This window comes from Micromonospora sp. MW-13 (assembly GCF_003434305.1).
Lineage (GTDB): Bacteria > Actinomycetota > Actinomycetes > Mycobacteriales > Micromonosporaceae > Micromonospora.
Map to the genome: position 1 here is coordinate 243,613 of NZ_QKKX01000011.1, position 14,638 is coordinate 258,250.

Here is a 14,638-nt window from a genome sequence, read left to right on the forward strand (position 1 = left end):
TTACCTCTCGCGGGCGGTGAGCAACTCGGCGGCCTCGTCGTCGGTGAGCTGGTCGAGCCGGGCGACGAGCCGCCGCTCGACCTCGGCGGCGAGCCCGGCCACGGTGGGATGGGCGAACAGGACGTGGATCGGCAGGTCCAGGTCGAGCGCGTCGGCCAGCCGGGCCGTGACCCGGCCGGCCAGCAGGGAGTGTCCGCCCTGGTCGAAGAAGTTGGCGTGCACGTCGCCGGAGCCGGTGCCGAGCACCTCCGCCCAGACGGCGGCGACCATCTCCTCCGCGCCGGTGCGCGGCGGTGTGGGCGCGGCCTGCGCAGACGCCTGGTCGGCGGGCGCGGGCAGGGCGGCGGCGTCCAGCTTCCCGCTGGGCATCATCGGCAGCGCGGGCAGGCCGATCAGGACGGTCGGGACGAGGTGGCCGGGCAGGGTCGCGCGCAGGGCCGGCCGCAGGGCGTCCGGTTCGACGTCGCCCACGACGTACCCGACGAGGCGTTGCCCGCCGCGCGGGTCGGTACGCACCACGACGGCGGCCTCCCGCACCCCCGGCTGGGCCCGCAGCGCGGTCTCGATCTCGCCGAGTTCCACCCGGGCGCCGTTGACCTTCACCTGGCGGTCGAGGCGTTCCAGGAACTCCAGGGTGCCGTCGGTGCGCCAGCGGCAGCGGTCGCCGGTGCGGTAGAGGCGGGAGCCGGGCGGGCCGAACGGGTCCGGGACGAAGGCCGCCGCCGTCTCGGCCGGGCGACGCAGGTAGCCCCTGCCGAGCGGGACGCCCGCGATGTGCAGGTGTCCGGGCACCCCGACCGGGGTGGGCTCGCCGCGCTCGTCGAGCACGTGCAGCGCGGCGCCGTCCATGGGGACGCCGATCGGCACCGGGCCGGTGACGCGGTCGCCGGGCGGCACGGTGTGGGCGGAGACGGCGATGGTGGTCTCGGTGGGGCCGTACAGGTTGTGCAGCGGCACCGGGAGGACGGCGGCGAGGTCGGCGGCCAGGTCACCGGTGAGCTGCTCGCCGATGCAGGTGACCTGGCGCAGGTGCCGGCAGGCGGCCAGGCCCGGCTCGGCGACCAGGTGCTGCAGCACGGTGGGCACGCAGGACAGGAGGGTGACCTGCTCCCGGCGCACGGCGTCCAGCAGGGCGGGGGCGTCCAGCGCGCCGTCGGGCGGCGCGATCACCAGGGTCGCGCCGGCGACGAGCGCCGGGAAGACCTCCTGCCCGAACACGTCGAAGCTGGGCGAGGCGAGGACCAGCAGGCGGTCCGCCGGGGTGATGCCGAGCCGCTGGACGAACCAGGTGGCGTGCGCGGCGAGCGACCGGTGCTCGATCATCGCCCCCTTGGGCCGGCCGGTCGAGCCGGAGGTGTGGATGACGTACGCCAGGTCGCCCGGCGCGGGTGCGACCGTGCCGGCGTCGTCCGGCCGCTGGTCCGCGGCGTCGGCGTCGGGGTCGTCCACGCAGATCGTGGTGTACGGCCCCGGCGGCAGGGTCTCCCGCAGGCCGGTCGCGGTGACGACCACGGACGCGGCCGAGTCGGCCACCAGGTAGGCCAGCCGCTGCGGCGGGTAGGCCGGGTCCAGCGGTACGTAGGCCGCGCCGGAGCGGAGCACGGCCAGCATGGCCACCACCACGTCGGCGGACCGGGGCAGGGCGACGCCGACCAGGTGTTCCGGGCCGACCCCGGCGCGGCGCAGCCGGGCCGCCAGCCGGGCGGTCCGCCGGTCCAGCTCCGCGTAGCTGAGCGAGGTGGCGCCGTCGCGCAGGGCGACCGCCGCCGGGCACCGGACGGCCTGGGCCCGGACCAGGTCGACGACGGTCGGGCCGCTGTCGGGCCGGGCCGCCGGGCCGGCCGCGCTCCAGCCGGCCAGCAGCAGCCGTTCCGCCTCGTCCAGCAGCGGCAGCGCGGACAGCGCGGTGTCGGGCCCGGCCAGGGCGCCGCGCAGCAGGCACAGGTAGCGGCGCACCAGACGCTCGGCGGTGCCGGCGTCGAACAGGTCCGAGCGGTACTCCAGCCGCCCCCTGGTCTCGTTGACCTCCAGCAGCAGTTCCTCGTGCGCCGTGCCGTTGCTGGTGTCCAGGTCCACCTTGCCCAGGTAGTTGAACCCAAGCTGGTAGAGCGGCTGCACCCCGGGCGTGCGGGGCGGTGAGAGCGCCTCGACCAGCCGGGGCAGGGGCAGTCCCTGGTGCTCCCAGGCGGCCAGCATGGTGTCCCGGACCCGCTCGACGAGCCGGCCGAAACTCGGGTCGCCGGACACGTCGATCCGCAGCACCAGGGTGTTGACGAACATGCCGATGATCGGCACGAGTTCCGGGCGGTCCCGGCCGGCCACGGGCAGCCCGACGAGCACGGCCGGGTCGCCGGAGAGCCGGTGCAGCAACGCCGCGTAGCCGGCGAGCAGGACCATCGCCGGGCTCGCCGCGTGCTGGCGGCCGAGCCCGCCGAGCGCCGTACGCAGCTCCTCGGGGACCGCGAAGACGATCTCCGCGCCCGGGCGGCCGGGCCCGGCGGTACGCGGGTGGTCGGTGGGCACCGCGTGCACGAGCGGCGCCCCGGCCAGTCGGTCCCGCCAGTAGGCGAGGTCGGCGTCGCCCGCGCCGGTGCGGAGCTGTTCGCTCTGCCAGGCGGCGTAGTCGGCGTACTGGATCTCCAGCTCGGGCAGCCGGGCCGGCCGGCCCTCCAGGGCCGCCTGGCACAGCTCCCGCAGCTCGGTGTCGAACACGGGTACCGAGTTGCCGTCGAAGATCGAGTGGTGGGCGACGAGCAGCAGCCCGCTGTGTTCCGGCAACCGGATCAGCCGGGCCCGCCACAGCGGGGCCCGGTCGAGCGGGAACGGCTCCGCCAGGTCCGCCGCCTCCGTCTCGGCCAGCCGGCGGGCCCGCTCCTGCGGGGACAGGTCGGCGACGTCCAGGTGGGCCAGTTCGACGGGGACCTCGGCGTGCACGACCTGGGTCAGCGCGCCGTCGCGCAGCCGCAGCGCGGTACGCAGCGGCTCGTGCCGCCGGACCAGTTCGGCCAGCGCGGCGTGCACGATGCCGGCGTCCACCCGCGCCGGGAGCCGGGCGTAGCCCCGCAGGTTGTAGGCGGCGGCCTCCGTGTCGACCTGGCTGGCCAGCCAGATCCATTCTTGGGCCGAGGACGCCGGAAAGGTGTACTTGCCAGTTCCCTGCACCGCTTCCTCCCCCGCACCGGACATCGCCGCTGCCGGTGGCATCGGTAACTGGCGATGCTAGTGGAGTTCAACCAACGGTCTCTCTCCGTAAAGTCTCCATACACATCGGTCCGTACGACCACTGTCGCTCCACAGTGGTCACCAGTAGAACCCGGTCAACCGCGCCGTCGTGCCAAGCACCTGCGCCCACGCCCGGACCGGCCACCACCGTCGGGATGCCCCACGCCACCGACGTGCCCCGGCCCACCCGATCACGCCACCGGACCCGCCCGCCGCTCGCCGTCGCGGCCAGGCTCCAGAAGGTGTCGGGGTTCCGCGCGGCGGGCCAACCACAGGCGGTGGGCGAACAGCACCCCGTAGCCGGCGAGGACCGCGCCGAGCACCGCCAGCGCACCGGTGTCGGCGGAACGGCGCGCCGCGTCCAGCAGCACGCCCAGCATCGCCGCCGCGACGATCAGGGACACGTGGTTCGAGGCCCAGAACACCACCGGTGTCATGCGCCCGGGTTCGAGGTCACGCATCGCGCCGCCACGGAGCTGCCTGACGAGCCAGGCCGACAGTGGCGCGGTGCCGGCCATCGCGGCCCAGACCAGCCACGGCACCCAGTCGAGCAGCGCGAAGACAGTGAGCGTCACGTACGCGACCAACTGCGCGCCGACGATCAGGTGCACCGCCGGCTGGTAACCGATGATGACAGGCAGCGTGCGCTTGCCGACCATCGCATCCGACCGGCGGTCGCCCAGGTTCATCACCATCATCCGGGCCACCTGGAGCACCGCGGTGGGCGCCAGCACGGCCAGCAGCAGCACCGGCACGGTGCCGGCCTGGAGCACCACCGCGACGGCGGGCCACAGGCCGTTGAGGATCGCGGCGACGGTCAGCTCCCCCGCGCCTCGGTAGTTCAGCCGCACCGGCGGCGCCGTGTAGAACCAGGCCAGCACCACGGCCGCGGTGGCGAGCACGCGCGCCTGCCAGGACGGCATCACAGCCACCATCAGGATCGACGCGCTGAACAGGATGAACCCGGCGCCGAGCGACACCACGGGGGCGACCGACCCGTCCACCAGCGCCCGGCTGCCACCCGTCCACGGGGTGAAGTAGACGTTCGCCCGGTCCGCCTCCAGGTCGAAGTACTCGTTGCAGTAGTGCGTCATGACGTGGACCGTCCACGCGAACAGTTGCGCGACGACGTACCACGGGAGGTCGAGCGGGTAGCCCTGGTGTACCGACACCGCTACGGCGAGGCCCACCGGCAAAAGGTTGTACAGCAGGAAACGTAGTCGGGCCAGTCGGAGGAATCCCCGCCAGTTGGTTCCCTCCGGCCCGGCGGCGGGCCCGGCGGCAGATCGGCGAGGCCCTGGGCTCAACTGGGAATCCCGCACTGCGGCCATGAACTGGCGCCTCCCCCGTAGTCGGACCAGGACAACAACCTATGTCGCGGGGAACGGCACCGGACCCGATCTGTCGGAAAAGCAACTCCGGATCAGGACGAGCAGGGCGGGTGTTTCGACGCGCTGGCTACGCATGCTCGACCAGCCCGAGTTCGTCCCGCCCACCCGCTGACCACCCGCCACCGTCGCAGGGGACACCGGCCCGTCGCTGCCGCCGGAGGACTCGCCCGTCGTACGCGATCGTCCTGTCCAGCAGTGGGACGTCGCCTCCGACCGGAGTATCAGGAGTTGTCAGTGCGGACCTCGGCGGAAGCGGGCTGCCTGCCCAGCGGAATGCCGCGCGCGCTGAGCAGCATGGCGAGGCCGACGCCGACGACCAGGGCGATATCAGCGACGTTGCCGACAAAGAACCCGGCATAGTCGATGAAGTCCACGACGTGTCCGCGGGGGAATCCTGGCTCACGGAACAGGCGGTCCAGCAGATGCGTCGCCGCACCGCCGAGCACCATCCCCAACGCCACCGCCCAGGGACGCGAAGCGACCCGCCGCGCCACGACTGCCAGCACGACCACCGCCGCAGCCGCGACGATCGTGAAGATCCAGGTGTGCCCGGAGCCGATGGAGAAGGCGGCGCCGGGGTTGTGGACCAGCCGCAGTTGCAGCAGCTCACCGACGACGGGGACGGTCTGCCCGGCGGACAGCGAGGACTGGGCCCAGTACTTCGTCACCTGGTCAGACACGAGCACCACAGCAGCGATCATCACGACGGCGCGGAACACATCGGAACCCTAACCGGTCGCCCCGGCCGGGCGCCGGCCGGCGGTACCGCCCAAGGACCAGCGTTGGATCAGCACTCCGCAGCCGCACAGCAGCGACTCCGCAGGCCGTACGGCTCGCAGGACGTCACGGAATGAGGCCGAGTTCGGGGACCGGAATGCGCTCCTGGGCGGTCTGGACGGCGGCGGCGTAGCGGGGGTCGGGGCGCAGGCCGTTCTCGCGTAGGCACGCCTCGGTGAACTTGATGACGTGCTCGTCCTTGTGCTCCACGGCGCGGGCCACCAGTTCGTCGAAGGGTGGGACGTCGGCTTGCAGCGCGACCTCGCGCGCCGTGTCCTCGCCACGGCGATCGCCGGTGAAGGCGAGCAGGAGCGCTACATGGAGCTGCCAGACGGCGGCCACCGTGGGCAGGTGCATCTCTACCGGAAGGTGCGGCAGGACGATCCGGACGGCGGCCGGAAGTGTCACACCGTGGAGCAGTGGGATGGGGTAGATGTCGGTGTGGGCGAGATAGATGCCGGCGAACTCGGCTGTCATCTCGCTCAGCAGGAGCTGGGGTCCCTCCGGAGCTACCGCCTGCAACGCTTCGTCATATCCGGAGAGCTCATCGATGCGGCGAAGCCGCTCCCTTGAAATCACCCTCGCCCGCGGCGGGAGCAGGGAATCCTCCAGTTGCTCGCGAGGAAGCGCCGCCACAGCCTGTGCCAGGCTGGCCCTCCCCCGAAAGCCCGCCTGCCCTGGAAGGCTGCGGTGACGGGCCGCCCAGTAGGCAAGCCCGCGCGCCAGCTCGGTAAGCTGCGCCCGACTCGGCTTCGGGGTGCCGGCCAGGCTGCGCACAGCGTGCGCCGTTCGGATCGCGCCGTGCGTGATGCCCGCCAGGAGGCCGGAGATGAGTCGCGGCCACCATCGGACGACCACGTCGCGCCAGGGAGCGTCGGCCAGTTCCCGGACGAATAGCTGCTCCCAGTCCCCGGCCCGGCCGAAATCGCCCAGCGCGGGACGCCAGGAGCCCTCGTCCGAGGCATCGATCGGCAAGTGGGGAGCGGGCCTGTCGTGGTGGGGTTTGGCGCGGTAGACCTGGACCCAGGCGCCGATCTGGTCACCGTGGCCGAGGGTGGCCAGCGTTTCGGTCGCCATCGGGCCGTGATTGACGAGTTCGTTGCGCTCGCCGCGCTCGTACCCCATGTCGTCCAGGCGCTCCAGCGCGTCGTTGACGGCATCGAAATAGGCAACCACAGGGACCTCCACTCCTCGGGTATCGGCGATATGTGGGCCCTGTCAGGCGAGCAGTGGACCGAGTTTCTCGGTGAAAAGCTCGATATTGCGGACCACCAGGTCGTCCGGCATCCCGCCGATGCTCGCCCAGAAGATGAGGTGCTCCACGGGCAGGTCCTTCGTGAGCGCCCTGATCCGCTCTGCGGCCTGGTCCGGGGTGAGGACCTCGAGCATCTTACGTAGCTCCTCGGAGGTGGGATCCGGCTCCAGCCACGGCAGCTTCGGCCGGTCGGTGCCCTCCGACCAGCCCTGCCGATAGGTGTTCTTCTGATGCGCCAGATGCGGCACGATCCGCGCCCAGGCGGCCTCGGGGTCATCCGCCAGCACAATTGGCAAGAGGCCCGCCACCCGCGCTTGGCTCGCGTCGTGTCCGGCTTCCTCGAGTCCGGCCAGGTAGTGCTCGAACATCGGAAGGGACACGTCGAGGTATCCCATTCCGAGCCGGCCCGCCATCCGCGCGCCGCGGGGGCGGTAGAACCCTCCCCATATCGGTACGGGATTCTGAATCGGCAGCGGGGTCACGACCTGTTCGCTCCAGAGCCGGCGCACCTCCGTGACGGCCTCCCCGGCACGCGTGACCTGGCGCTCGTACGAGACGTCGAAAAGCTCGAACTCCGGAATCCGGTATCCGGCGCCGATTCCGAGCTCCAGGCGGCCACCGCTGATCAGGTCGACGATCGCGGCTTCCTCGGCCAGTTGTGCGGGCTTGCGCAGCGCCGGTATGACCACCGAGGTGCCGATGCGCGCGTGCTTCGTGCGCGCCGCAGCCGCCGCCGCGAACGTGAGCGGCTGCGGGAGGTAGCCGTCCTCGAAGCGATGATGCTCGGTGAACCACAGGCCCCCGATGCCGAGCCGATCGGCTTCCTCACAGAACTCCAGCGTACGCGCATAGTGGTCGGCCCACGGCCTCTCCCATTGCGCCGGATTACGCAGATCGAAGAGGAGTCCGAGCTTCATTTCGTTCCTACCTTCCCTGGAGCGGCGCTCGACACAGAATTTCATCCAGAAAGACGTGGACTGAGCCGCCACGAGGCGACGAATCGCTTACAACAGCTTTCTCTGACCAAAACGCGACGTCAAGAGTTCCCATGCCAGGTCTCTGTGAGGGGTCTTCAAAATCGACGACAAATCAGCAGGTTAATCGCCCGTGGGGGCGGTACGAATGACGGCGGATCTACCGTTCAGGAGAGAGTCGCGAGAGGCCGACGGGGACCGTCGTCGCGCGCGAGCCGGGTGGGTTCTCACCGCGGCGCGGCGATCCAGCGGCGCAGCTCCGCCAGCGGTGGGCGGCGTTCCGGCCCGGCGGCGGCGATGTGGCCGTCCGGACGCACCAGCACGTGCCGCATCCCCTCCAGCGCGCTGTCGGTCACGGTGGCCGGCAGCACCCGTACGCGTGAGCCCAGGTCGGGACCGGGCCCACCGGTCAGGTCGAGCAGGACGAAGCGCCCCGGGCGCAGCGCCTCCGCGAGGGTGCGCGGACCCGCGCCGGTGTGCACCGTGCAGGGCGGCATCCGCGCCCCGGCCAGCGGGTGCTCCGTGCCGGCGGGGTAGCGCACGTCGAGCCCGCTCACCATCGCAGCGAGGTGCGCCCGCACCACCGGATGGCCGAGCAGTTCACCGACGACCGCCCTGACCGGCTCCACCTCGGGGCCGCCGAAGAGCAGCAGCGCCTGCGCGGCGATGTTGGTCAGCGCCCGGGCACCTACCGCGTGCCGCTCCGCGTGGTAGGTGTCGAGCAGCTCGTCCGGGCCCCAGCCACGCACCTGCGCGGCCAGCTTCCATCCCAGGTTCGCGGCGTCCTGCAGGCCGAGGTTGAGCGCCTGGCCGCCCACCGGGAGCTGCCGGTGGGCGGCGTCCCCCGCCAGCAGGACCCGGCCCCGCCGGTACGCGGTCGCCTGCCGACAGGTGTCGTCGAAGGCGTTGACCCAGACCGGCCGCGCCCCGTCGAGCCCCTCCCCGGTCACCCGGCTCCACGCCGCGCGCACCTCGGCGAAGTCCGGGGCACCGGCCCGGGACGTCGGCGACCGACCGAACTCGTGCACCATCACCCGGGTCACCCCGCTGGGCAGGCGGGCGGCGACCGCGAGGCCGCCCGGGAGCCGTTGGAACCGGCGGGGACCGATCTGTACCCCGGTGACGTCCGCCCGCAGGATCTCCCGGCGGGCGTCGGTGCCGGCCAGCTCGAATCCGGCCAGGGCCCGTACCATGCTCTGCTCACCGTCGCAGCCGACGAGGTAGCGGGCCCGCAGTCGCGCGGGGCCGGCCGGGCCCCGGACGGTCACCGTCACCTGGTCGCCGAGGTCGGCGAGGTCGGTCACCTCCCGGCCGGGCAGCACCTCGGCGCCCAGACCGCAGGCCCACTCCCGCAGCAGTTCCTCGGTGCGGGCCTGCGGCACCTTCCACTGACCGGGGTACGGGGAGTCGGTCCCCCCGAGGTCCAGCGGCAGGCCGGCGAAGTGGCCCCGGGAGTCGTTGGGCGGCGTGCCGAGCCGCTCCAGCAGGCCACGCTGGTCGAACAGCTCCATGGTGCGGGCGTGCAGGGTCGACGCCCGGGACTCGGTGCTCGCCCCGGTACGTCGCTCCAGCACCGTCACTCCGACGCCGCCGAGCCGCAGTTCTCCGGCGAGCAGCAGGCCGACCGGGCCCCCGCCGACGACGATCACCTCGGTACGCATGTCCCTGTCCTCTCCTCCGGCGGCGGGCACCGCCGGGCGGTCGACGTCGGGCCTCGGCGTGCTGCCCGACCTGCCCGAGTGCGGCGCGACTGTTGGTGCTCAGCGCGTCACGGACGAACTCGGCGGGCCTCGGCGACGAGCCGGTACACCTGCTCGGCCGGCGCGGCGACATCGTGTTCCACCGCACGGCGGCTCACCGGCCAGCATCGGACCTGCCGGGACTGCTCCGACCGCCAATGACCTCGGCGTCCATGCGCACCGCCCTTTGTCGATTGCTCTCGCCCAGCCCGGCGACCGACAGCGTGTCGACAATTGATCCGATGGAGGGAAGCTCATTCATGCCTGAAAATCACACGATAGGCGGTCGCGCCTGCGGACAACAGGTAACGGCATGCAAAAAGTGTGCGGGCATTGTGAAAGATAAGTGTCAAGGACGAGGCCGGAGGCAGCTCGGGAAACGGGGCAGAATGACCGGAGAATTGACGGGCAGCCTGGTACCAGACGTCGGCCGGGCCCACGACCTACGGACCGGCGACCAAGCGTGCCGGGTGGCGCGGATGCTCGCCGGTCGGAGGTGCGGGGCCGCCCGGCCGGTGGGCGCCCGGGGCAGCACACGACGCACACGCCTCCCCCACTCGTCAGCCCGCCGGGGACCGGTGACCGCTCAGGACACGAGGGCGTGCGACTCGCCGAGGCCGAGCCGGAATCCGACGCCGCGGACGGTGACGATCCAGCCACCCGACCCGATCTTCTGGCGCAACGTGCCGACGTGGGTGTCCAGCGTCCGACTGGCCCGCGAGGACCGGGCGACGGCGCCGCCGTCCTGCCAGACCCGCGCCATCAACTCCTCCCTGGTGAAGACCCGGTCGGGGTCGGAGGCGAGCAGATAGAGCAGGTCGAACTCCTTGCGGGTGAGCGGGACCAGGCACCGGCCCACGCTGACCTGCCGGATGGCCGGGTCGATCCGCAGGGCGCCGCGCTGTAGTGCGCCGGTGTCCCGCGCCGGGCTGGCGCGCCGCAGCAGCGCCTCCATCCGGGCGGACAGTTCACGCAGGCCGTACGGCTTGCCCATGCAGTCGTCCGCCCCGGCCTGCAGACCGAGCACCCGATCAGCCTCACCGCCGCCACTGGTGAAGGCGATGACGGGCGTGTCGCCCGCGGCGCGGATGTTCCGGCAGACGTCGAGCCCATCGATGTCGGGCAGGTCGAGATCGAGCAAGACGAGGTCACTGCCGTCGAACGACGAGAGCGCCTCCCTGCCCGTGGGCACGGAGGTGACGCGATAGCCGAGTCGGCGTACGCAGCCGACCAGCCGCTCCGCCGCGAAACCGTCGTGCTCAACCGCAAGAACGTGCATTCGGATCTCCCGGATCTACGAGACGGCATACCGGCGGTCGGACCGGTCCCGTGGAACCGGGGCACTGACGCTCCGGGGCGACGAGCCGCTGCGCTCCTCGACCGCGGCCGACGGTCGGCGCGGAACGCTTGTCACTGGCCGCCTGGCAGCCATCTCCCCCGAGCCGCGTACCTCGGTCGCCCGGCCGACGGAGCCGTCCGGGACGGGCCGACAACACTCGGCAACTCCCATAAGAAAACCGATCGACCCGTTCGTCAACCGAACCGGTAATCACCTGAACACTCTTCGGAATGTCCGGATTCAACCGAAAGCGCGATACGTGACATAGACCGAGGGGTATTTAGGTGTATAAATTGGACAGAGACGCCTGCCGGGCCTACCAAACCCCAAGGACGGTGACGTCGGTCACATAACACACCTCCTACGGCGACCGGCCTTCGAGCGCCCGGCACGCCCGCCCCCGGAAGCTGGTCGGCCCGTGCCCGCCCCGCCATTTCGTCGCCCCTGCTGAGCAACCGGTGTCCGGTATCTTCTGGGACAGGTGCCCGCTCGCAAGCCCACCACGACCTGACCGGCCCGGATGCGACGCCGCCGCATCGGGACACTGCCGCCAGGAGGATCCCCATGCGACTGACCGTGTTCGGCGCGACCGGAGGAACCGGCGCGCTCCTCGTGGAGCAGGCCCTGGCCGCCGGTCACCAGGTGACCGCGGTCGCGCGCCGGGGCTGGCCCGGTCCGACCCATCCGGACCTGCGGGTCGCCGTCGCGGACGTCCTCGACCCTGGATCGCTGCGGTCCGTGCTGGACGACGCCGACGCCGTGCTCTCCGCGCTGGGCTCCGCGAGGGCCAGCCGACCCACCCGGGTGTACTCGGCGGGCGCCAGCGCGATCCTGGCGACGATGCGGGACCTCGACATCCGGCGGGTGGTGGCCGTCACCGCACTGCCGATCGCCCCCGCCACCCAGCAGGACACGCTGCACCGCCGGTTGGTCGATCCCGTCCTGCACCGGTTCTTCGGGGGCGCCTACCAGGACATGCGGCGGATGGAGCTGATCCTGGCCGCCAGCGACCGCGACTGGACGGTCTTCCGTCCGCCGTACCTGCGCGACGGCCCGACCACTGGCACCTGCCGCGCCGCCGTCGAGGCGCCGCTGCCCCGGGCCTGGACGCTGCGCCGGGGCGACCTGGCCGCCGCCATGCTGTCAGCCCTCACCGATGACCGGCTCGTCCGGCGCGCGGTGAACGTGGCCGCCTGACGGCGCGGGCCGAACGGCCCAGGAGCCCCCTGACCCAGCTCGGCCCCGGGACAGCGCCGGTCCGACGGTGAGCGCCGGCTCCGGCGCGGTGGCGGCCGGCCGGGGAAAACCGATCGGTTCCAGGGGAAAAGGTGATCATCGCCCGATGCCGCGGTGCAGCGCGACGGTGATGGTGTCGCCGGGGGCGAGCATGACAGTCCGTTCTCGAACGGTCAGCGGTACGGGCTGGTCCGCCCCGGCGGCGGCGGAGATCTGCACCCGGTCGCGCTCGACGCGCAGAGTGATCAGCAGATTGCGGTACCGGATGACGCAACCGAGGTGGTCGAGTTCCTCAGGCAGCAGCGGATCGAGCCGGAGCACGTTGTCGCGGACCTCCAGGCCGGTGTAGCAGCGTTGCAGGATGTCCAGCGTGCCGGCGGTGGCGCCGAGGTGGATGCCCTCCCGCGTCGAGCTGTGCGCCGGGTCGGCGAGGTCGGTGCCGAGCGCGGTCTGCAGCATCTCGACGGACCGGCGGCGGTCGGTGCGGGCGAGCACCCAGGCGTGCGCGATCCGGCTCAGGGTGGATCCGTGAGTTGTGCGGGACAGGTAGTGCTCGACGGTGGCGGGGATCCGGGCCGGGTCGAAGTCGTAGCCGAGGCGGCGTACCAGCCCGGTGAGCTCGTCGGCACTGAAGAGGTACAGCAGCATCAGCACGTCGGCCTGCTTGGAGATCTTGTAGCGGTTCGGGTCGTCGCCCTCGGCCTGGAGCAGTGACCCCAGCAGCCGCAGGTCGCCGTACCGCCGCCGGTACCGGTCCCAGTCCAGCTCCGCCAGGTCGCCGTACCGTTCGAACTGGGCGAGGATCCCGTGGTCGAGGAAGACCAGCCGCAACCGGTGGCTGATGTGCGCCCACCGACGACGTTCGTCGTCATCGACGGCGACCTCCCGCCACGGCACCGCACCCGGCTGCCCGCGGGTGATCGCGTACGCCTCCTCGGCGCGCGCCAGCGCCCACGCGACCATCACGTTGATGTACGCACAGTTGTCCAACCCCAGGCCGGGGCGACCCGGGTAGCCGTCGTGGTACTCGTCGGGTCCCAGCACGCCCCTGATGTCGTAGCGGTCGTCGGACGGGTCATAGGTGGCCAGACCGGCCCAGAACCGCGCCGTCTCGATCAGCAACTTGACGCCGCACCCCGCGAGGAACGACAGGTCGGCAGTCGTCTCCCAGTACCGCCACACGCAGTAGGCCACCGCCAGGTTGACGTGCTGCTGCCGGCCCGTGTAGTCGTCCAGCCACCTGCCGCTGACCGGGGAGGGTGACCGGCTGGGACTCTCGTCCCGACCGCTGCTGCCGCTCTGCCAGGGAAACAGGGCACCCACCATCCCGGCGGACTCCGCCGCACGCCGCGCCGCCGTCAACCTCCGGTGCCGGTACTCCAGCAGTGCCCGGGTCAGCTCCGGCAGCCGCAGGTTCAGGTACGGATAGACGAACAGCTCGTCCCAGAAGATGTGCCCGTGGTAGCCCTCGCCGTGCAGCCCCCGTGCGGGCACGCCCGCGTCCAGGGCGATCGTGTGCGGCGACAGGGTCTGCAGCAGGTGGAAGGTGTGCACCCGGATCGGGGCCTGCCACCGGTGCGACTCGCCGACATCGAGCCGGAATCGCTCCCACAACCGGTGCCAGGCTCCGGCGTGCTCGGCCAGCAACACGTCACACGTACCCGCGTACCGCAGTTCCTCCCGGGCGGCGGTCAGCGGCGCGTCGACCGCCCGATCCCGGCTGGAGAAGACAGCCACCGTCTTCTCCACCGACACCCGTCCTTCCGGCGCCACGTCGATGCCGAAGACGTGACCGACGGCGTCCGGCCCGGGAGCCGTTACCCGGGAGGTGTGTGCCGCGGGGGCACCGGCAACGTCGACCCGGGTACGGGCGACGACCGCCACGCGCTGCCGTGAGCTGGTCGTCACCGCGGTCAGCCACACCGTCTCCGGATCGTCCTTCCCGCTGGCGACCTCGGTGAGATGTCGACCGCAGGTTCCGGCCTCCGCTGCCGCGTTCGAGTTGACCACCCCGCCGTCGACGGCTGACCTGATCTCCAACCGGCCCGACCAGTTCTCGGGGATGAGGATCGTCTCCAACATCGCCAGATGCGGGTTCGCCATTGACACGAGGCGCCGCTGCCGAATCCTGGTCCGCCGTTGCTGGCGGTCGACCGCCAGCAGTTCCCGCAGGTAGATCCCGTTGCGTAGATCCAGCACACGGTGCTCGTGCACCCGCCGCCCCTGGCCAGGGGCGAACCAGTCGCCGCCGGCCGGGCGGTACGTCAGGGGCAGCCAGTTCGGCAGGTTGACGATGCTGTCCTCGCCGTCTGCCCGGCCTGGGTCGGACAGCCGATTATGGAAGCCGGCCAGGTAGGTGCCCGGGTAGTGGACGCCGTCGGACGTTGCCTCCGGCGGCGCCCCCCGGGTCGTCAGGTACCCGTTGCCCAGGGTCAGCATCGTCTCCCGCGTCGCCTCACCCGCTGGGTCGCCGTCGAGGTAGGTCAGCATCCAGCCGTCGGGCAGGTCCCCGGCGCACAACTCACAACCCGGGTCCACCCCCACGGGCACCCACTCTCCCTGCGCTGTCATCCTCGGGCCGGGCCTGTTTAGCCCGTCCTGGCCCCGACAAACCCGCAGCACGAATTTGATGTGCGTCACTCGCGGACGACGCTCGCCGGCCCGCACGGGCAGCCAGCCGCCGGCGGTACGACAGACCCCGGGCG

The 14,638-nt window shown here is 71.9% G+C and carries 9 protein-coding genes; 1 reads left to right on the top strand and 8 read right to left on the bottom strand.

What is annotated here, in order from left to right; all coding sequences use genetic code 11:
* The 7 genes from C5N14_RS08805 to C5N14_RS08835 all read right to left on the bottom strand — a co-directional run bounded on the left by C5N14_RS08805 (position 1) and on the right by C5N14_RS08835 (position 10,637).
* Positions 1 to 3,162 (bottom strand): non-ribosomal peptide synthetase, encoded by a 3,162-nt coding sequence (locus tag C5N14_RS08805; RefSeq protein ID WP_165878056.1) that lies wholly within the window; start codon positions 3,160 to 3,162, stop codon positions 1 to 3.
* Between the two features lie 251 nt (positions 3,163 to 3,413).
* The gene (locus tag C5N14_RS08810; protein ID WP_165878057.1) at positions 3,414 to 4,412 is read right to left on the bottom strand and encodes a prenyltransferase; all 999 of its coding nucleotides are present in this window, start codon (positions 4,410 to 4,412) and stop codon (positions 3,414 to 3,416) included.
* 422 nt (positions 4,413 to 4,834) lie between these two features.
* Positions 4,835 to 5,332, bottom strand: a complete 498-nt coding sequence (gene lspA, locus C5N14_RS08815; protein WP_243639332.1) for a signal peptidase II — start codon at positions 5,330 to 5,332, stop codon at positions 4,835 to 4,837.
* Positions 5,333 to 5,456: 124 nt separating this feature from the next.
* A complete protein-coding gene (locus C5N14_RS08820; protein ID WP_207892660.1) occupies positions 5,457 to 6,566 on the bottom strand; it encodes a questin oxidase family protein in 1,110 nt (369 codons plus the stop codon).
* A 42-nt stretch (positions 6,567 to 6,608) separates the two neighbouring features.
* Positions 6,609 to 7,562, bottom strand: a complete 954-nt coding sequence (locus C5N14_RS08825) for an LLM class flavin-dependent oxidoreductase (RefSeq protein ID WP_117667356.1) — start codon at positions 7,560 to 7,562, stop codon at positions 6,609 to 6,611.
* Between the two features lie 284 nt (positions 7,563 to 7,846).
* Positions 7,847 to 9,280, bottom strand: a complete 1,434-nt coding sequence (locus C5N14_RS08830; protein WP_117667358.1) for an FAD-dependent monooxygenase — start codon at positions 9,278 to 9,280, stop codon at positions 7,847 to 7,849.
* A gap of 664 nt (positions 9,281 to 9,944) precedes the next feature.
* Positions 9,945 to 10,637 (bottom strand): response regulator transcription factor, encoded by a 693-nt coding sequence (locus C5N14_RS08835; RefSeq protein WP_117667360.1) that lies wholly within the window; start codon positions 10,635 to 10,637, stop codon positions 9,945 to 9,947.
* Positions 10,638 to 11,261: 624 nt separating this feature from the next.
* Between C5N14_RS08835 and C5N14_RS08840 the strand changes: the two genes are divergently transcribed.
* Positions 11,262 to 11,894, top strand: a complete 633-nt coding sequence (locus tag C5N14_RS08840) for an NAD(P)-dependent oxidoreductase (RefSeq protein ID WP_117667362.1) — start codon at positions 11,262 to 11,264, stop codon at positions 11,892 to 11,894.
* Between the two features lie 135 nt (positions 11,895 to 12,029).
* On the opposite strand, the gene C5N14_RS08845 is transcribed toward C5N14_RS08840, so the two are convergent.
* A complete protein-coding gene (locus C5N14_RS08845) occupies positions 12,030 to 14,483 on the bottom strand; it encodes a glycoside hydrolase family 65 protein (protein ID WP_207892661.1) in 2,454 nt (817 codons plus the stop codon).
* Positions 14,484 to 14,638 lie beyond the last annotated feature (155 nt).

Excerpts from the sequence above, each read along its gene's own strand:
- C5N14_RS08825 (WP_117667356.1), bottom strand. The coding sequence starts at position 7,562 with ATGAAGCTCGGACTCCTCTTCGATCTGCGTAATCCGGCGCAATGGGAG.
- C5N14_RS08830 (WP_117667358.1), bottom strand. The coding sequence starts at position 9,280 with ATGCGTACCGAGGTGATCGTCGTCGGCGGGGGCCCGGTCGGCCTGCTG.
- C5N14_RS08835 (WP_117667360.1), bottom strand. The coding sequence starts at position 10,637 with ATGCACGTTCTTGCGGTTGAGCACGACGGTTTCGCGGCGGAGCGGCTG.
- C5N14_RS08840 (WP_117667362.1), top strand. The coding sequence starts at position 11,262 with ATGCGACTGACCGTGTTCGGCGCGACCGGAGGAACCGGCGCGCTCCTC.